Origin of the sequence: Photorhabdus heterorhabditis (assembly GCF_001280945.1) — a bacterium.
In the GTDB taxonomy this organism is placed as follows: Bacteria; Pseudomonadota; Gammaproteobacteria; order Enterobacterales; family Enterobacteriaceae; genus Photorhabdus; species Photorhabdus heterorhabditis.
In genome coordinates this window covers 87,480-107,650 of record NZ_LJCS01000005.1, presented here as the reverse complement: position 1 = coordinate 107,650, position 20,171 = coordinate 87,480, and the positions used below count along the sequence as shown (strand labels likewise).

Here is a 20,171-nt window from a genome sequence, read left to right as displayed (position 1 = left end):
TAGATTTCAAGATGCATTGAGACGGCAAGAGAACGCATCCCTAGGAGCATAGATAACGATGTGACTGGGGTAAGTGAAAGCAGCCAACAAAGCAGCAGCTTGAAAGATGAAGGGTATATTAGGGCATTAACGTCTATGAGCCATATCGATCCTACTTTACTCGTATTGTTGGTGCTGGCGGCACTGGGTATTATCAGCCACAATATGACCGTCACCCTTGCCATGCTGTTCCTATTGGTTATTCGCATAACGCCGTTGAATCAGTTCTTCCCGTGGGTAGAAAAATATGGGCTGACTATTGGTGTGCTTATTTTGACTGTGGGAGTGATGGCGCCTATTGCCAGTGGAAAAATCACTGTACAAACGGTCCTCAACTCATTTATGAATTGGAAATCGTTATTGGCAATATTGATAGGGGTTTTAGTCTCATGGTTGGGTAGTCGCGGTGTTTCCCTGATGTCTAATCAACCATCGACTGTTGCTGGTTTGCTAGTGGGAACCGTGCTGGGTGTTGCCATGTTTAAAGGTGTTCCAGTTGGGCCGCTGATTGCTGCGGGGATTTTGTCATTGCTGATTGGTAAATCGTAATAGTTATGTTTCTAGAATTAAGTGCAATCCAGGCGGAAATGCAGCAGCAAGGATTACGTCGTTTGCTGGTGCTGAGTGGAGATCATAATTGGTGCTACCAACAGGCTCATGAGTTACAGCAGCGATTTACCGGTGATTGGTTATGGATCTCTTATCGTAAAGAGAAGGCTGTATTACCAGAAAAATCGGCGGGTTTACTAGGTCAGGAATATCTGCATGGAATATTTGATGCTACTGAAGGTTTTAATGCGGAAGCATTAGCGATAGTAGTGGGCACATTGAAAGCAGGAAGTTGGTTGGTAATGATGGTTCCATCTTGGTATCAATGGGATTATCAACCAGACCGTGACAGTATTCGCTGGAATGAACAATCAGGTGTTATTCCAACTCCGAACTTTATTCAGCATATTCAACGGCAAATTGTTAGCGATCCTCAAGTTTTGTTATGGCGGCAAAATGATCCCTTTTACATCCCTAAATTTCCGCGATATAGAGAATGGCAGTTGCCTGATGGCAAACCAACGGCCAGCCAGAATGCCATTTTGGCGCAACTTTTGCGGGCAAATCAGGGGATATGGGTAATTACGGCTTCAAGAGGGCGAGGGAAATCGACGCTTGCAGGTATGTTAATGCAGCAATGGCAAGGAAATTGCTGGTTGACAGCACCGGCAAAAGCAACAACTGAAGTTATCAGGTGCTATTCAGGAGAAAAGGGTCAATTCTGGGCAGTAGATAATTTGCTGAAATATTGTAGACAAAATAGCGTATCGGATATTGATTGGTTGCTTATCGACGAAGCCGCGGCTATTCCAATGCCTCAGTTAGCTGAGTTGATCAGTTATTTTCCCCGAATATTGTTGACCACAACCGTGCAGGGATATGAAGGTACAGGGCGCGGATTTTTACTTAAATTTTGCGTTGGGATTCCTGATAGTCATATCCTGAGCCTGACAGCACCTGTACGTTGGGCTGAAAATGATCCACTGGAAAACTGGTTGGAAAACGCTTTATTGTTTAAGGATGCAATTCCTGTCAACGATTCTGATAAGGCGATTCGTTATCACGTCTATCATCAGCAACAATGGATTAAACAGCCTGAATTGTTGAAACAGTTTTACGGCATATTAACCCGCGCTCACTACAAAACGTCACCTTTGGATTTGCGACGTTTACTGGATGCTAAAGGTATGCAATTTGTTGCGGCTCTTGGAAATAATGCCTTGATTGGTGCTTTGTGGATGGTTGAAGAAGGTGGATTATCGTCTGAACTGGCACATGAAGTATGGGCGGGAAGACGTCGTCCAAGAGGAAATTTGGTTGCTCAATCATTAGCGGCTCACAGTGGTTTATCCCAAGCGGCTGTTCTGAAATCTCAGCGAATTAGCCGGGTTGCTGTGCAGGTTAACAGTCGCAGACAGGGTATTGCTCAGGGAATGATTGCGTTTCAACGAGAAAGGGCGGAAGCGCAGGGAATGGATTTTATTTCTGTTAGCTTTGGTTATACCGCGGAGCTTTGGGCGTTATGGCAAAAGTGCGGTTTTCAATTGGTACGGATGGGTACCCATCAGGAAGCCAGCAGCGGTTGTTATACCGCAATGGCAATTTTTCCACTGAGCCAACAAGGGATTGCACTTTGTGTTCGGGCACAAAAACAGTTTGCTCGTGATGCACATTGGCTGGAATCACAGATTGGGTTCCGCTTGCCTGTTGATTATCAAGCTGATCAACGTCTTAATCAAAATGACTGGCAGGAGCTTGCAGGTTTTGCATTTGCTCACCGGCCATTGTCTGCTTCATTGCCAGCTTTGCAACGATTGTTACTGAATTGTGATTTGCCGCTGATAGCACTGAGAAATCATCTCCAGTGGGAAATGAGTATTGAGCAGTGTGTTACTGAGTTAAAGTTAAGCGGGTATAAGGCATTAACATTGCTTTGGCGGCAAGAAACCACGCAGGCATTGGTAAACCTTGATAAAAAACTTGCTATGTACTGGCAAGAGTGGGCTACTGTTTTTTCTGAGGCCAATCGTCTTCATCATCCCATTTGTCATTAAGATCCCGGTGAGGGGGGAGTTCCGGTTTATTATCCAGAAATTTTTTGACGTCCAGACGGCGTAATTCTTTAATGGCATTGAGCAAAACGCCAACCAGCAAAACTAAAATAATCCACCAGTAATCAGCTAACCATTGCATCGGGTTGTCTCCTGTGGAATACGGAGGTAATTTTCAAATAGATAAGGTAGGTTAGCAGATAACCAGTCGATCCCTGCGATATCATGATGTTGCCAGACATCCAGTAAAATCTGTTCAGTTAGCAATTTCTCCAATTGTTCAGATAATGGCCGATAACTGATATGCCATGGCTCATAGGCGATACCACTGTTACCGACAAAAGGGCGATAAAAGCCAAAATGGGCCATATTCTCTGTTAACCAGTGAGTTAATGGTTCAAAGTAACCGTCTTTTTCATATTCCCAGGGTTCCAGTTGCAATTTCTGGTTTTCCGGCAGCATGGTTGGATCATAAATATCCAGCTCTGTTCCCCAATGATGACGGCTGGCACCGGGCAAGGCAGACCAGCGAAGAATAGCCTTACAGAGTTCACCTTCGGTTAATGGAGTAATATCCATTGGTTGGCTATTTTCATCCAATACAGGGCGTTTGCCCCGGAATTTGCCATTCCAGATAGTCTGTTGGCGCTGGAAATCGCGGAAAGTGCTGGCAGGTTGCAAATTAAATCCTGCACTTGCGGCGGCCTGCTGCATGGATAAAAAAGCTTTCGCTGCTTCTGGTTGCAACTGATGGTTGCCAGAGAGCGAAACCAGATGCTCGGTAGTCAGGCCGGTTAACATATTTGCTGTTGTCACTGGATTAGCAGCTCCATAACACGCTGGTAAATTCGGCTAAGTTGTTGCAGATCTGCGGCACTGACAGACTCATTAACTTTATGAATAGTTGAGTTTAATGGCCCCAATTCGACAACCTGAGCACCCATCTTGGCAATAAATCGCCCGTCTGATGTACCGCCGCTGGTGGATAATTCAGGCTTATAGCCACAGTAGTGGTCTATTGCTTGTACGACTGCATCGACTAACTTGCCTTTGGCTGTCAGGAAAGGCTCTCCTGGTAATATCCACTCAATGGTGTAATCCAGGTCGTGGTTTTTTAGGATGGTTTCAACCCGTTTACGGATTTGGCTATCGGTTAGCTCTGTACTGAAGCGGAAGTTGAATTGAACCTGTAAATTCCCTGGGATCACGTTATGGCTGCCTGTTCCGGCATGAATATTGGCAATTTGCATACTGGTCGCTGGGAAAAATTCATTTCCTTCATCCCAATGTGTACTGACTAATTCTTGTAAGGCTGGAATAGCCCGGTGAATCGGGTTATCAGCTAAATGTGGATAGGCAACATGGCCCTGAATGCCATGGACAGTCAAATTAGCTGTAAGGGAACCACGACGGCCATTTTTCACCATATCACCGAGGCAATATTGGCTAGAGGGTTCACCAATCAGACAATAATCTAGTTGTTCATTGCGGGACATCAATGCTTCAACTACTTTAACTGTACCATCGGTGGCTTTTGCTTCTTCGTCTGAGGTAATAAGAAAAGCCAGGCGACCATTGTGATTAGGGTGACTGGTAACAAAGCGTTCGGCGGCGACAACCATAGCGGCCAGCGAACCTTTCATATCTGCTGCACCCCGGCCGTATAGCATGCCATTACGAATGGTCGGCTCAAAAGGTGGATGTTCCCATTGAGATCCGTCACCTGCAGGAACAACATCGGTGTGTCCGGCAAAGGCCAGCGTTGAACCTGTACCACGATAAGCCCAGAAATTGCTTGTATCGCCGAAAGGCATCAGTTCGACGGTGAAGCCAATCGCTTGCAGACGGGCGATCATAATATCCTGACAACCTTTATCGTCTGGACTGACAGATGGCTGCTTGATGAGTTGTTGAGCAAGTTCAATTACAGGACAAGTCATCTCAGCATCCCTCAGCAAAAAATTGCTGATATTCATCTGCTTTATAACCTAACAGACAGTTGCCTTTAGCAGAAACTAATAATGGACGCTTGATAAGAGCGGGCTGTTCTAACATTAACACTTTTGCTGCATCAGCATTATTGATTGCTGCTCTCTGTTGGTCAGTCAGTTTACGCCAGGTTGTGCCACGGGTATTAATCAGTGATTCCCAGCCAAGTTTGTCAATAAACGATTGTAAAAGTGTTTCATTTAATCCATCTACACGATAATCATGAAACAGGTAAGTGATTTTCTGTTCTTCCAGCCAATGACGGGCTTTTTTTATGGTGTCGCAGTTTTTTATCCCGTAGAGAGTAAAGATAGATTGAGAAGGTTTATCCGACATAATATAAGAGATCCCTAAAAAGTCTAAATACCTAAACATAATGCTGGAAAATGTCAGTTTTATCTAGACGGTATCCTGATTTTTATTATCTGAGAAAGGAGGGAGCAGTTTGTCTTGTGGAGGCTATTTTGTTGCACGATAACCGCAAGAGCCGGTCCCCGGGTATAAACCTAAGAGAACGGCTCAGATAAAAATATTAAGCTATCCCATTTTTCCTATGTTGCAGATACATAATTGTTGCTGCCAAACGGGAACGTACGTTCAGTTTTTTTAACAAGTTTCTGATATGTACTTTTACTGTTTCTTCAGAAATAAAGAGTACATCAGCAACTTCCTTATTGGTCATGCCACTGGAAACTTCTTTTAATACATCTAACTCACGCTTGGTCAATTCAGATAAAGGATCAACGTGTTTATGGCGGTTAGCCAAATGTTGATATATTTTTTCACTAAATACAGTTTGTCCACGAGCTGCATGACGAATACTGCTTAACAGCGAATCTAAATCGCTGTCTTTAAGTAAATAGCCATTGGCGCCAGCGTCAATGGCTGCATAAACATCGTTTCGGTCATCTGAAACGGATAATACCAGCACATAAGAGTTGATCCCTTTCCTACGAATAGATTTAATTGTGTCCACGCCTGAAAGACCATTCATATTAAGGTCTATCATAATGACATCAGGTTTGAGCTTGCACGCAATGTTTATTGCTTCTTCACCGTTGTCAGCTTCCGCAGTGACGGTAAGTGCACGGTCGAGCTCTACAATCTGTTTCAGGCCATGGCGAATGAGAGGGTGGTCATCAACTATCATCACTGAATGGTTATACATTGTCCTTCTCCCTTATAGGTAAAGCCACGAAATTCAGACTTTTAATTCGATTAATAGGCAGTAATGAATGAGTCTGCCCTAAATTAAATTGCTATAAAAAAATTTCACAAAAACCGATTGAATTACAAAGTTGATATCTCTGTAAGTCCAGAAAACACATCCTGATATAAAAAAATAAATAGCGCAAATTAGTTTGATAAGTAAAAGAAGAAGATGAGTAATTTTCACAAAAAACGTATAACTTTTCTATAAAAAATAATATTGTAAATCAATTTGTTATAAATCCAGTTATTAAATTTGTTTTCTTTTATAAAATTTATTTTAATTGAATTTATATTGAGAGTTTTTATTGTTTATAATTATCAAAGTTATTATAATTATAATGATATTATATAGTCAGTAATATTTCCGTGTTTATATTCTCCATACCTAGCATATGACATTGATGGATAAATTTACCAGTGTTTTTTTTGAGCAGAAAAGTGCTGGTTTATGGGTAAAATACTGTCAAAGTTATGATTTAACACACCATACCCATTATACTGGTTCTGTGCTTACTCCAGATAATGTATATAAAGGACCCGACGATGGACGAAAAATTAAAGCAGAGTGCATTGGATTTTCACCAGTTTCCACAACCAGGAAAAATCATGGTTACTCCAACCAAGCCTCTGACAACTCAGCGCGATTTGGCCTTAGCTTATTCACCAGGTGTTGCTGCGCCTTGTCTGGAAATTGCAGAAGATCCATTAGCGGCTTACAAATATACGGCGCGCGGCAATCTTGTTGCGGTGATTTCTAACGGTAGTGCAGTCTTAGGGTTAGGGAATATTGGTGCACTGGCAGGTAAGCCAGTGATGGAAGGAAAAGGTGTACTGTTTAAAAAGTTCTCAGGGATTGATGTATTCGATATCGAAGTAGATGAGTCTGATCCTGATAAATTGATTGACATCATTGCGGCATTGGAGCCGACTTTTGGGGGAATTAATCTCGAAGATATCAAAGCACCGGAATGTTTTTATATTGAACAAAAACTCCGGGAAAAAATGAATATTCCAGTATTCCATGATGATCAGCATGGCACGGCAATTATTTGTACTGCTGCCGTTCTAAATGGTTTACGGATTATGAAAAAAGAGATTTCAGCCGTTCGTCTGGTTGTTTCTGGTGCCGGTGCTGCATCGATTGCTTGTATGAATTTACTGGTTGCGCTTGGGCTGAAACGCGAAAACATCGTGGTATGTGACTCTAAAGGGGTTATTTATCGTGGTCGCGATGAAAATATGGAAGGAACTAAAGCCGCCTATGCTATTGAAGATAATGGCAGTCGTACATTAGGTGATGTTATCCCTGGTGCAGATATTTTTCTGGGATGTTCTGGTCCTGGCGTGCTGACTCAGGATATGGTGAAAACCATGGCAAAAGATCCTCTCATCATGGCGCTGGCAAACCCTGAGCCAGAAATTTTGCCACCATTGGCTAAACAAGTTCGCCCTGATGCTATTATTTGTACTGGTCGTTCGGATTATCCGAACCAGGTTAATAACGTTCTTTGTTTCCCATTTATTTTCCGTGGTGCGTTAGATGTTGGGGCAACAACTATCAACGAAGAGATGAAACTTGCCTGCGTCCACGCTATTGCTGATTTGGCACTGGCAGAACAGAGTGAAGAAGTCGCTTCTGCATATAATGATCAGGATCTGTTTTTTGGCCCGGAGTATATTATTCCCAAACCATTTGATCCGCGTCTGATTGTTAAAATTGCCCCGGCAGTGGCTAAAGCGGCTATGGATTCCGGTGTAGCAACGCGTCCGATTAAAGATTTTAGTGCATACATAGAAAAACTGAATGAGTTTGTCTACAAAACGAACTTGTTTATGAAGCCTATTTTCTCTCAGGCAAAGAAAGTGAAAAAGCGCATTGTTCTGGCCGAAGGGGAAGAAGTTCGGGTGCTGCATGCGACTCAGGAGCTGATTTCTCTTGGGTTGGCTTATCCTATCTTGATTGGCCGTCCAAGTGTTATCGAAAAGCGTATCCAGAAATTAGGGCTGCATATCGAAGCGGGTAAAGATTTTGAAGTCGTCAATAATGAGAATGATCCACGCTTTAAAGAGTATTGGCAAGAATATCATAACATTATGAAACGTCGTGGTATTTCTCCTGAACAAGCACGCCGAGCCGTTATTGGTAATCCAACCCTGATTGGGGCGATTATGGTGTTACGTGGTGAGGCTGATGGTCTGATTTGTGGTACCGTTGGCAGTTACAGTGAACACTATGATGTGATGAGAGATGTATTTGGCTTCCGAGAGGGGGTCCATACTGCGGGTGCAATGAACGCATTGATGTTGCCAAGTGGTAATACTTTTATTGCAGATACCTATGTCAATAATAATCCAACGCCTGAACAACTGGCCGAGATTACTCTCATGGCCGCAGAGACCATTCGACGTTTTGGTATCGAACCAAAAGTTGCGTTGCTTTCTCATTCAAGCTTTGGTTCTACAGATTGTCTTTCCGCGCAGAAAATGCGTCAGACATTGGCATTGGTCAATAAGATGTCACCTTCACTTGAAATTGATGGTGAAATGCACGGTGATGCCGCGTTGGTTGAAAGTATTCGTCGTGACGTTATGCCAGATAGTCCATTGAAAGGTGCGGCGAATCTGTTAATTATGCCGAATATGGAAGCCGCCCGTATCAGTTATAATTTGCTACGTGTCACCAGCTCGGAGGGAGTTACCGTTGGTCCGGTTCTTATGGGAGTTTCAAAACCGGTACACATTTTGACGCCAATTGCTTCTGTACGTCGTATCGTCAATATGGTCGCTTTAGCAGCAGTTGAAGCGCAAACTCATCCATTGTAAAGATAGATCTTAATAAGCAGATTAAAACAGCCGCGGTTTCCTGTAGGGAGCCGGGCTGTTTATTGTAAATAATTCTTATTATCTATATGATGCGCAAAATATTATATGGATAACGAACATTATGAAATTATTCACAGCTGTAAAATCCTTTCTGATTACCTGTGGCTTACTGCTCTTATCTGGATGCATATCTGTACAACAAAAGCCAACTCTGCAAATACTTTCGCCGGAATTGACCCAGCAAGGGGTTGTTATCGATCTTAAAACCGGCAACGCGCTTACTCCTGATGAATTGATCAATCGATTGGCCTCACATCAGCGAATAGTTGTGGGTGAAAAACATGATAATCCATATCATCATCAAATTGAGCTTTGGCTGGTTCAGCAACTTCTTCTCAAGAGAGAACATGGTTCGGTACTGTTGGAAATGATTACTCCTGACCAGCAGGAAAAAGTGAACAAAGTCAAAAACTGGTTGCAAACTAAGCCTACTGTGCGTGAAAGCCGTATAAAAGATTTGCTGGCGTGGAATGCGGGATGGCCGTGGGAATTGTATGGTGAGCTGGTCTTGGAGCTTATGTATCAGCCTTATCCGCTCTTGGCTGCAAATTTGGCTCGCAGTGAAATTAAGGCTGCTTACAGCAATCCCCCTATTTTACAGGGAAATATTTCTGTTGCTGAAAATGTGAAAGCACAGATTGCAGCGACGATTAAAGATGCCCATGGTGGTGAAATAACAGAGCAACAGTTATCTGCAATGACAACGATTCAGCAAATGCGGGATCGCAGAATGGCAGAGCAATTAATTAAAGCACCTGTTCCTGCTACATTGATTGCGGGTGGATACCATGCAACGAAAGTGATGGGTGTTCCTCTGCATATTAAAGATTTGTCACCACGGGAGGATCTTGTTGTGCTGATTCTCGCTGAGAAAGCAAATGTACTGGATAGTCAACATGCTGATTATATCTGGTATACACCAGTAAAAAAACTATAGATATTTTACATAATTAGCTGTTTTTTAGGCTGTATTTAAAGGGTTCTGGTACATGGATGTGCGCAAGTTAACGATATATGCAAAAATAATTTTCATTAACATATGGAATTAATTATCATTACCAAATGATAATTAAAATTATGCGCTGTAACTAATGTTAACGTTGACACACCCTGTCTTTCAAACAAGTCATTTTAAAAAAGGACTTGTTTTTGCTCTTGCTGTTCATCTCATTTGGGCTGGATGGATTATCTACCAGTCAGAAGAAATTTCTGTTGATGAATTGATGTCACCTCCGGCGGTGATGATGGAGCTTTCATTACTGACAGAAGCGATACATCAGGTACAAAAACAACCTATTGGTATTGAACAGCAACTTTCTGTTGCCAGCCGACAACAAGAAAGTGCGATTAATGAGATTAAAGCGCCTGAGCTTATTAAAGATGAACAAGCGCAGATTTTGGTACATAAGCCTAAAAAACAGAAAAAGAACCTCGAAGAGCTTAAAAAAACACCGCCAGTAAAGCGCCAACAGGTAGAAGAACAAGAGAGTGAAAAATCTCAAAGTAGTGCTGCTCCTGTGAGCAGTACTGCCACTTCGGTTAATCTAACTTCGCGAGTTGCTGCTTCTTATGATAGTGATTCAAATGCTATTGTTGATGCAGGCGCTGCATGGCGAGCTGAAGTTATCGGGCATTTAAACCGTTATAAACGCTATCCTGAGGATGCACAGAGAAGAAACCGCACTGGCCGGCCTACGGTCAGGTTCACTATTGATAAACACGGATATGTTACTAACAGCGTTTTGGTTCATCGTTCAGGTACCCATTCTCTGGACAGGGAAGCGAAACAAGTTTTGGCAAGAGCGCAACCATTGCCAGCTCCTCCCAATATTATTTTAAACGGCAATGAAATTACGATAGAACTTCCAATTGATTTTAGTTTAGTCAATTAATATCTTTAATGACTTAAGGACAGTATATATTATGTTAAGGCAGCAAGCGCAGTTTGCCCTGAAAACTAAAGGGCTGTTGTTAACATTTTTATTAAGTGGCTGGTTGAGTTCAGCTGCGGCAGAGGAAGGAATTATGCCACCAAAGGCAATTAAACAACCACATCAGATGATTATTCATGGTGATACTCGTACAGATGATTATTACTGGATGAGGGATGATAATCGTCAGGATCAAAAAATTATTGATCATTTGATAGCCGAAAATAAATATACTGAACAGATGTTGAAACCCGGTGAGCAATTGCGGGATACGTTATATGAAGAAATGATTAGTCGGATGAAACAGGATGATCAATCCGTGCCATACACTTATAACGGGTATATTTATCGTACAATTTATGAAGCTGGAAAAGATTTTCCGATTTATCAGCGTAAACCGGTTGATAGTTCATCAGATTGGCAGATTCTGGTTGATGGCAATGAAAGAGCTAAAGGGCATGAATATTACCAACTGAGTGATTTTGCTATCACGCCTGATAATAAACATATTGCGATTGCCGAAGATACTCAGGGGCGCCGTAATTATCAGATCTCCTTTAAAGAGATCAATGATAAACAGTGGAATAATGGCGTAATAAACAATACTTCTGGCGATATTGTCTGGGCAAATGATAACAACACACTATTTTATGTGCGCAGGAATTCTCAAACGTTGTTGCCATACCAAGTATTTCGTCACCAATATGGTACAAATACTACTGAAGATCAGAAAATATATCAGGAAAAAGATGAGCGATTTTACTTAGAACTCTCTAAAAGTTCTTCCCGTGATTATATTATGTTGTCGATAACCAGCACTTCGACTTCGGAATATTTACTGATTGATGCAAATAAACCACAAGCTGAACTTCAAGTATTTTCTCCCCGTCAAGAAGGTCGGGAATATGATATAGACCATTTCCGTGATTATTTTTACATCCGTTCAAATCATGAAAATGAAACTTATGGGCTTTATCAGACTGATGCAATAAATACACCGTGGAAAACAGTTATTGCTCCACAGCAGGATAGTGATCTTGAAGATTTCGTATTGTTCAATAACTGGTTAGTTGTACAGGAGCGAACAAAAGGATTGCCGACAATTCGTCAGATTAATTGGGAAACACAGCAAGAAAAACAGATTAAATTTGATGATCCGAGTTATATGGCATGGATTGATTACAACCCTGAGCCAGATACTGATTTTGTACGTTATGGTTATTCGTCCATGACTACACCAAGTTCAACATTCCAGTGGAATATGAAAACAGGTGAGCGGGAATTACTTAAGCAGCAGGAAGTAAAAGGATTCGATAAACATAATTATGAGAGCCAGCGTATTTGGGTGAAAGCTCGTGATGGTGTGGAAGTTCCAGTCTCTCTGGTTTATCGTAAATCACTGTTCAAAAAAGGCCATAACCCAATATTGATATATGGATATGGGGCTTATGGTTCGAGTATGGACCCGGCATTCAGCTCATCACGATTGAGTCTGTTGGACAGAGGTTTTGTTTACGCATTGGTGCATGTGCGTGGTGGCGGTGAATTGGGCAAGCAGTGGTATCTGCAAGGTAAAGTCGAAAATAAAATGAATAGTTTTAATGACTTTATCGATGTGACCAAGGATCTGATTGCTCAGAAATATGGTGACAGTAAGCGTGTTTATGCTATGGGAGGCAGTGCTGGTGGTTTGCTGATGGGAGCAGTAATTAATCAGGCACCGGAATTATATCGTGGTGTTGTTACTCAGGTTCCATTTGTTGATGCTGTTACAACCATGCTCGATCCTTCTATTCCACTGACAGTAGGAGAATATGAAGAGTGGGGTAATCCCGAAAACAAAGATGATTATTTCCGAATTAAATCATATAGCCCATATGATAATATAAAATCTCAGCGCTATCCCAATTTATTGGTTACGAGTGGATTACATGATTCACAGGTTCAATATTGGGAGCCAGCTAAATGGGTCGCAAAATTACGGGATATGAAGAAAGATGACACTGTTTTATTACTGGAAACCAATATGAGTGCGGGGCATGATGGTAAATCAGGCCGTTTTAATCGTTTGAAAGATACTGCATTGGATTACAGTTTTATTTTAATGTTGGATGATGCTAAGAAATACTTTCCACAATTAAGAGATAACTGAAAGAAATTATAAATATAAGTTTGTTATTTAAAGCACTGATAATTATTTATCAGTGCTGAATCTTTTTATTCTTTTTTTGAAGACTGACATGTGAGCAAATAATTTATTTTTATGAATTTGGGATGATTGAAATGAGAATAATGACACAAATAGCAGGAGCCAGTGTTGTGTTGATTGGGCTTCAAGGGCTTGCTTATGGTGAAGAAAAACAAGAGAAGAAATCAGATAAGGTAATGAAATTCAGCAGTCTTAAGGTTTCAGGTTCGCAGGATAATGCCGAAGTGCGGGCAATGGAAAGGCCCGGTTCTTATAGTTCTAAAGGCGAAGATACTAAACTTCAGTCAATAGATAATATATTGCGCAGTATGCCAGGAACCTATACGCAAATAGATCCGGGACAGGGGACGGTGAGTGTAAATATCCGTGGATTAAGTGGCTTTGGCCGGGTTAATATGATGGTTGATGGTGTTAGCCAGAGCTTTTATGGTACATCTCCGACGAATCCAATTCATGGTTTGACTTATAACCAATTCGGGGCACTAATTGATCCTAATTTTATCGTGGGCGTTGATGTTAACCGTGGTCAATCTGATGGTTCAAATAGCGTTAATGCCTTGGTAGGTAGTGCTAATTTCCGCACAATTGGCATAGATGATGTAATATTTGCTGGGAATTCGCTAGGAGTACGCACAAAAGCAACTTATGGCGATAATGGCATTGGTCATAATGGCATGATAGCGGTTGCGGGTAAAATACCGGCTTTTAGTTCTGAGGGTTCAATAGGTGCTATGTTGGCTGGCAGCGGACATTCAATTGATGCACATTATAAGAATGGCGACGGTGTATTAAGTGATGAGTTTGCTACCAATAAATCATTTAAGCAAAAACCCAATTCGCAGTTAATGAAAATAAATATTAAACCAAACGAATTTCATGATATGGAACTCAGTGGGCGCAATTATCATAATAAATTTACCCGCCGTCATATTGACAGTCGGGATGTTTATCTAAAATACAATTACACACCATTTAGTGAATGGGTTGATATGAAATTATTGGCCAGCACCAGTGAGAGTAGTCAACGTTATGAAGGTGATTCACTTTTTGATTTGATAAATAGCAGAGCCAAAAACAAGTCAGATGCAATAGATATTAGTAACATTAGTCGATTCGACTATGGCAATACAAATTTTGAGCTAACATTTGGCAGTAAATTGATGAAAACCGAATATAGCAAAATAACAGATAGTACTTATTCTGGTAAAGGTCAAAATGAGGAAGAAAAGAAAAAATATGATAAAACGGATAGGGAAGCAAAAGAAAATAATGTCTTTGCACCAAGTGGTAAACAAGATATTGCCAGTATTTATGGTGGGCTGAAAATAAATCGTGGGATTTATCAGGCCAATATTACCTTTAATTATATGGACTACAATGTTAAAGGCCATAAACCGGCTTGTGATCTGCGGATTCCTTGTTTCCCTCAGTGGGCAACCGAATTGAATTTGAAAGAACATGGATTTAATCCTGGCATTTTACTATCAGCAGAAATTATTCCTGAATTTCAGCCATTCGTCAGTTATGCTCGCTCAATGAGAGCACCAAACATTCAGGAAACTTTCTATAGTAATGAAGGTGGTGGTTCCATGAATCCATTTTTGAAGGGAGAAACATCAGATACTTATGAAATTGGTTTTAATAGTTTTCGCCCAAATTTGATTGTTAAGGGAGATATTTTCCGCTTGAAAGCCGCCTGGTATCACTCTAAAGTAAAAAATTATATTCTCAGTGATATCTGGATTATTTGTGGCAACAGGAAAACATGTAAATACGATAGTTCATTGGACAACTACGATACAGTCGATCCTAACATCAAAATGTATATCTATCACAATAGCTTGACGCCGGTGACAATACGTGGGTATGAAGTTGCTGCTGATTATGATGCGGGGGTGTTTTATAGCAAATTGGCTTATAGCTGGCAAAAAACGCGCCAGCCAACTTCGGCAGCTACAGCGCATTTTGGTGCTGATCCCGTGTCACAATTACCTGATAGTTTTATGACTCTGGATACAGGTGTTCGTTTATTTGATGAAAAATTCCGTATTGGTGCGATTGTTAAATACACTGGCGATTCTCATAGACTGGACCCAGATCAATATAATGTGGATAGTGATGGGCGGGTTGTACTACAAAAAGAGCCTAAAATCCCGACGATAGTTGATCTTTATAGTGATTATCAGATAAATAAAAACGTATTGTTGAAATTTTCAGTACAGAACCTGGCAAACAAAAACTATTCTGAAGCACTTAATCGTGTAAATTCTTCTCCATTAATGACCGAACAAACTTCAGCTATGCAAACCGCCAGAGGGCGTACCTATATTGCAGGTGCAGAAATTCGTTTCTGATGTAAGAAAAAGTGGCAAGGGAATGCCATTATTCCTGATTTGCTCGCCGTTTCTGGCGTTTTTTCTTCACTTTAATAACTTCACTTTCAATCCAACCATCTTGTAAACGGGTTCTCAGAGCATCACCAACACGTACTTGTTTGGTTTGTTTCAGTAATTTTCCATCAGATGTTTCACTGATATTGTAACCACGAGCCAGAGTTGCTAGTGGGCTGACGGCTTCCATTCGTGAACAGGAAACGGCAAATTTTTCTCTGGAACGGCTGAGTTGTCGTTCAATCGCTTGTTTTAGCCGGAAATCCTGTTGTTGGATTTGTTGGCTATACTGGTGGATCTGCTGACTAGGCTCTGAATGCCAGAGGCGTTGCTGCAATTTCTCATAAGCCAGATTGCTTTGTCGTAGATGCCGTTGCAAGCTGTCAGTGAGTCGTTGGCGTAAACTGACCAGTATGTTTTGCTGACGAGCCAGTCGTAAATGGGGATGTTGCTGCTGTAAACGATGAGATAACAAACTAAAAACATGTTGTTTCTGGGCAAAGAAATAATCCATTGCCATTTCCAGCCGTTGTTGTTGTGATTGAATTTGACGTAATAATTCAAGCTGATTACGGCTGACTAACTCAGCTGCTGCTGATGGTGTAGGAGCGCGTAAATCTGCCACAAAATCAGCAATGGTGATATCCGTTTCATGACCTACAGCACTGACTATCGGAATATCACTGTGAAAAATCGCTCTGGCAACATGTTCATCGTTGAAACTCCATAAATCTTCTAGCGAGCCGCCACCACGTCCAACAATCAATACATCACATTCTTGCCTTTCGTTAGCTAATTCAATAGCCCTGATAATCTGTAACGGTGCTTCTGTACCCTGGACGGCTGTTGGATAAATGATGATGGGTAATGATGGATCACGACGCTTTAAAATATTCAAAATATCATGCAGAGCAGCACCATTGGTTGAAGTAATCACACCAAGCTGTTGAGCAGGAGATGGCAAGGGTTTTTTATAGCTTTGGTCAAATAATCCTTCAGCACTGAGTTTTTGTTTCAATAATTCAAACTGTTGTTGTAACAGGCCATCACCGGCGGGTTGCATACTTTCAACAATGAGCTGATAGTCTCCTCTTGGTTCATAAAGTGTAATTGCAGCGCGCACTAATACCTGCTGACCATTTTGTGGTCTGAATGTCACACGTTGGTTGCTATTGCGAAACATAGCTGCTCGCACTTGGGCACGTTCGTCTTTCAGTGTGAAATACCAGTGACCAGAAGAAGGTTGAGAAAAGTTAGATATTTCAGCGCTTAGCCAAATTCTGCCCATTTCCATTTCGAGCAGTTGTCGAATCGTCTGATTGAGGCGACTGACAGAAAAAATTTCAGTATTAAAAGGTAGTGACATATGAGAAAGATCAAATTTCAAAACAAGAACTTAATATACTGATACTAACCTTCATGATGAAGTAAGCAAGAAATTTTTTAATAAAATGCTGGAGGCAACCGATTACGTTCTGTATAATGCCGCGGCAATATTTTATTCCTTAAATTTTCAGCAGCTTGGTGAGATATTGCTTATGTTACGAATAAAAAAAGAAGCTTTAACCTTTGACGATGTTCTGTTAGTTCCTGCCCATTCTACTGTTCTGCCTAACACTGCTGACTTGTCTACTCAACTGACCCCCACTATCCTTCTGAAGGTTCCTATGCTATCTGCGGCTATGGATACCGTGACTGAATCCGCTTTAGCTATTGCGTTGGCTCAGGAGGGGGGAATGGGTTTCATCCATAAAAATATGTCGATTGAGCGTCAAGCAGAAGAAGTGAGTCGGGTGAAGAAACATGAGAGTGGTGTTGTGACAGATCCTGTCACTGTGACTCCTAAAACAACGCTGCGTGAAGTTCAAGCTCTAACTGAACGTAATGGTTTTGCTGGTTATCCTGTTGTGACTGAAGGAAATGAGTTAGTTGGTATTATTACTGGCCGTGATGTACGTTTCGTTACTGATCTGGATCAGCCAGTTACTGCTGTAATGACACCTAAAGAGTGTTTAGTAACGGTAAAAGAGGGCGAAGCTCGCGAAGTTGTATTGCAGAAAATGCATGAAAAACGTGTCGAAAAAGCACTGGTAGTTAATGAAAACTTTCATCTGCTTGGCATGATCACAGTTAAAGATTTCCAGAAAGCAGAGCGTAAACCTAATGCTTGTAAAGATGAGCATGGCCGTTTACGTGTTGGTGCAGCGGTTGGTGCTGGTGCCGGCAATGAGGAGCGTATTGATGCGTTGGTTGCCGCTGGTATTGATGTTCTGCTGATTGATTCATCACATGGTCATTCTGAAGGTGTATTGCAACGTATTCGTGAAACCCGCGCTAAATACCCAAATCTACAAATTATTGGCGGTAACGTGGCAACTGGGGAAGGAGCAAAAGCGCTGGTAGCGGCTGGAGTCAATGCTGTTAAAGTCGGTATCGGTCCCGGTTCTATCTGTACTACCCGCATTGTTACCGGTGTAGGTGTACCACAAATTACTGCTATCTCTGACGCGGTTGCAGCGTTGGAAGGCACCGGTATTCCGGTTATTGCTGATGGTGGTATTCGTTTCTCTGGCGATATTGCCAAAGCCATCGCTGCGGGAGCGTCTTGTGTTATGGTGGGTTCTATGTTCGCAGGGACAGAAGAGTCACCAGGAGAAATTGAGCTGTTCCAGGGACGTTCATTTAAATCTTATCGTGGTATGGGATCGTTGGGGGCGATGTCTAAAGGCTCTTCTGATCGATATTTCCAAACTGATAATGCCGCAGATAAGCTGGTACCGGAAGGTATTGAAGGCCGTGTTGCCTATAAAGGCTTGCTGAAAAACATTGTCCATCAGCAAATGGGGGGCTTGCGCTCTTGCATGGGATTGACAGGCTGTGGAACCATTGATGAATTGAGAACTAAAGCAGAATTTGTTCGCATTAGTGGTGCTGGTATTCAGGAAAGCCACGTTCATGATGTGACCATTACCAAAGAGTCTCCAAACTACCGTTTAGGTTTGTAATTCATATTTATGTGGCCTGAATAAGGCCACTGAACCTTTTTTATTTTTACTACTTGTTTTTGGAATTCCCCGCACATGACAACTAATATCCATCAGCACCGCATTCTTATCCTCGATTTTGGTTCACAATATACTCAGTTGATTGCTCGTCGTATCCGTGAAATCGGGGTTTACTGTGAACTTTGGGCATGGGATGTCACTGAAGAACAAATCCGCAGCTTTAATCCAAGCGGTATCATTCTTTCCGGTGGCCCGGAAAGCACCACAGAGCAGGGAAGTCCACTGGCACCTGAATATGTTTTTAACGCGGGTATTCCTGTATTGGGTGTTTGCTATGGTATGCAAACTATGTCAATGCAGTTTGGTGGTAAGGTTGAAAGTTCTATTGAGCGTGAATTTGGTTATGCTCAGGTCGGAATTAAATCGGAAAGTGCACTATTCCGTGGGATTCAGGATTCATTAAATGAGCAAGGTCAACCATTACTGGATGTATGGATGAGTCACGGTGATAAAGTCACGGCAATTCCTGCGGACTTTATTACGATCGCCAGCACTGATACCTGTCCATTTGCCATTATAGCGAATGAAGAAAAACGTTTTTATGGCGTACAATTCCACCCGGAAGTCACTCATACTCGTCAGGGGCAGCGCATACTGGAACGTTTTGTACTGGATATATGTCAATGTGAAGCGCTGTGGGCTCCTGATTCTATTATCGAAGATACCGTTGTACGCTTACGCGAACAGGTTGGTGAGGATCACGTTATTTTGGGGTTATCCGGTGGTGTTGATTCCTCTGTTACCGCATTATTGCTGCACCGCGCAATTGGTAATCGTCTGACCTGTGTATTTGTTGATAACGGTTTGTTGCGTTTGAATGAAGCTGATCAGGTAATGGAAATGTTTACCGGCAAATTTGGGCTAAATATTGTTCATGTTCCCGCCGAAGATCGTTTCCTTGCTGCACTGGCTGGCATCAATGATCCGGAAGAGAAGCGTAAAACGATTGGTCGTGTATTTGTTGAAGTCTTTGATGAAGAGGCAAGTAAACAGACTCAGGTTAAATGGCTGGCACAAGGTACTATTTATCCGGATGTCATCGAATCAGCGGCATCTGCGACAGGTAAAGCCCATGTTATCAAATCTCATCATAACGTAGGTGGTTTGCCAGAAGAGATGAAACTGGGATTGGTAGAACCTCTGAAAGAGTTGTTCAAAGATGAGGTGCGTAAGATTGGCTTGGCGTTGGGATTGCCTTATGACATGTTGAACCGCCATCCATTCCCAGGTCCCGGCTTAGGTGTTCGTGTATTGGGTGAAGTGAAGAAAGAGTACTGCGATTTACTACGTCGGGCAGATGCTATCTTTATTGAAGAGCTGCACAAGGCTGATTTGTACAATAAAGTCAGCCAGGCATTTACTGTATTCTTGCCGGTTCGTTCGGTGGGCGTTATGGGGGATGGCCGCAAGTATGACTGGGTTGTCTCGTTACGGGCAGTAGAAACTATTGATTTTATGACCGCACATTGGGCACATTTGCCATATGATTTCCTTGGCCGGGTTTCTAACCGGATCATCAATGAAGTCAAAGGGATATCAAGAGTGGTCTATGATGTCAGTGGTAAACCCCCTGCGACTATTGAGTGGGAATAAGCCCTCAGAGTCTATAGACATTGGTTGAAGCCTAAATTAAAAACATCAATAAAACTAAAACGTTTTTTGGTGTTTTTGTTTATGGTATGCACTGAACTGTATTCGTCAGTTGGATATAACTGAGATTGGATTGAAGAGGTCTTAACTCATGAGTAACGTAGCCGTAGAGATCCATAACAAAGCTGTATGTGTTGAACAGAGCAAACAACTGCCACGGAGTTGGTTAACAAGTTGATTGAAGAATATAAAGAATAAACTCG

General features: G+C 41.8%; 15 protein-coding genes. 9 read left to right on the top strand and 6 right to left on the bottom strand.

What is annotated here, in order from left to right:
- Positions 1-135: 135 nt before the first annotated feature.
- Together AM629_RS03625 and AM629_RS03620 are read left to right on the top strand one after the other, a co-directional pair.
- On the top strand, positions 136-588 hold the full coding sequence (locus AM629_RS03625) for a DUF441 domain-containing protein (protein WP_054476296.1): 453 nt from the start codon (positions 136-138) through the stop codon (positions 586-588).
- 5 nt (positions 589-593) lie between these two features.
- Positions 594-2,642, top strand: a complete 2,049-nt coding sequence (locus AM629_RS03620; RefSeq protein WP_054476235.1) for a tRNA(Met) cytidine acetyltransferase TmcA — start codon at positions 594-596, stop codon at positions 2,640-2,642.
- Here the strand turns inward: AM629_RS03620 and AM629_RS03615 are convergent.
- The 5 genes from AM629_RS03615 to AM629_RS03595 form a co-directional block, all read right to left on the bottom strand.
- Positions 2,593-2,781 carry a YpfN family protein gene (locus tag AM629_RS03615; protein ID WP_054476233.1) on the bottom strand — a complete coding sequence of 63 codons (189 nt, stop codon included), beginning with the start codon at positions 2,779-2,781 and terminating at the stop codon, positions 2,593-2,595. The two genes, AM629_RS03620 and AM629_RS03615, sit on opposite strands and share 50 nt — an antisense overlap.
- Complete coding sequence (locus AM629_RS03610) at positions 2,769-3,455, bottom strand: M15 family metallopeptidase (protein ID WP_054476231.1); 687 nt, start codon at positions 3,453-3,455, stop codon at positions 2,769-2,771. The genes AM629_RS03615 and AM629_RS03610 overlap by 13 nt, the downstream gene beginning before the upstream one ends.
- A complete protein-coding gene (gene dapE / locus AM629_RS03605) occupies positions 3,452-4,579 on the bottom strand; it encodes a succinyl-diaminopimelate desuccinylase (RefSeq protein WP_054476228.1) in 1,128 nt (375 codons plus the stop codon). Before dapE ends, AM629_RS03610 begins: the two co-directional genes overlap by 4 nt.
- Before the next feature lies 1 nt (position 4,580).
- Positions 4,581-4,964, bottom strand: a complete 384-nt coding sequence (locus tag AM629_RS03600; RefSeq protein WP_054476225.1) for an ArsC family reductase — start codon at positions 4,962-4,964, stop codon at positions 4,581-4,583.
- Between the two features lie 196 nt (positions 4,965-5,160).
- Entirely contained in the window at positions 5,161-5,796 is a 636-nt protein-coding gene (locus AM629_RS03595) for a response regulator (RefSeq protein WP_015833959.1), read from the bottom strand.
- 587 nt (positions 5,797-6,383) lie between these two features.
- Between AM629_RS03595 and maeB the strand changes: the two genes are divergently transcribed.
- From maeB to AM629_RS03570, 5 genes are all read left to right on the top strand, one after another.
- Positions 6,384-8,663, top strand: a complete 2,280-nt coding sequence (gene maeB / locus AM629_RS03590; RefSeq protein WP_054476223.1) for an NADP-dependent oxaloacetate-decarboxylating malate dehydrogenase — start codon at positions 6,384-6,386, stop codon at positions 8,661-8,663.
- A 121-nt stretch (positions 8,664-8,784) separates the two neighbouring features.
- On the top strand, positions 8,785-9,660 hold the full coding sequence (locus AM629_RS03585) for a ChaN family lipoprotein (protein ID WP_054476218.1): 876 nt from the start codon (positions 8,785-8,787) through the stop codon (positions 9,658-9,660).
- Between the two features lie 154 nt (positions 9,661-9,814).
- The gene (locus AM629_RS03580) at positions 9,815-10,615 is read left to right on the top strand and encodes an energy transducer TonB (protein ID WP_054476217.1); all 801 of its coding nucleotides are present in this window, start codon (positions 9,815-9,817) and stop codon (positions 10,613-10,615) included.
- Between the two features lie 133 nt (positions 10,616-10,748).
- Positions 10,749-12,806, top strand: coding sequence for a S9 family peptidase (locus AM629_RS03575; RefSeq protein WP_054476295.1), 2,058 nt, complete (start codon positions 10,749-10,751; stop codon positions 12,804-12,806).
- 131 nt (positions 12,807-12,937) lie between these two features.
- Entirely contained in the window at positions 12,938-15,217 is a 2,280-nt protein-coding gene (locus AM629_RS03570; RefSeq protein ID WP_083451865.1) for a TonB-dependent receptor domain-containing protein, read from the top strand.
- A 28-nt stretch (positions 15,218-15,245) separates the two neighbouring features.
- Here AM629_RS03570 and xseA read toward each other — a convergent pair whose 3' ends face one another.
- Positions 15,246-16,619 (bottom strand): exodeoxyribonuclease VII large subunit, encoded by a 1,374-nt coding sequence (gene xseA, locus AM629_RS03565; RefSeq protein ID WP_054476292.1) that lies wholly within the window; start codon positions 16,617-16,619, stop codon positions 15,246-15,248.
- Between the two features lie 172 nt (positions 16,620-16,791).
- Here xseA and guaB point away from each other — a divergent pair, with 172 nt between their 5' ends.
- Both guaB and guaA read left to right on the top strand, forming a co-directional pair.
- Complete coding sequence (gene guaB / locus AM629_RS03560) at positions 16,792-18,258, top strand: IMP dehydrogenase (RefSeq protein WP_054476291.1); 1,467 nt, start codon at positions 16,792-16,794, stop codon at positions 18,256-18,258.
- 75 nt (positions 18,259-18,333) lie between these two features.
- On the top strand, positions 18,334-19,911 hold the full coding sequence (guaA, locus tag AM629_RS03555) for a glutamine-hydrolyzing GMP synthase (protein WP_054476216.1): 1,578 nt from the start codon (positions 18,334-18,336) through the stop codon (positions 19,909-19,911).
- Positions 19,912-20,171: the final 260 nt, after the last annotated feature.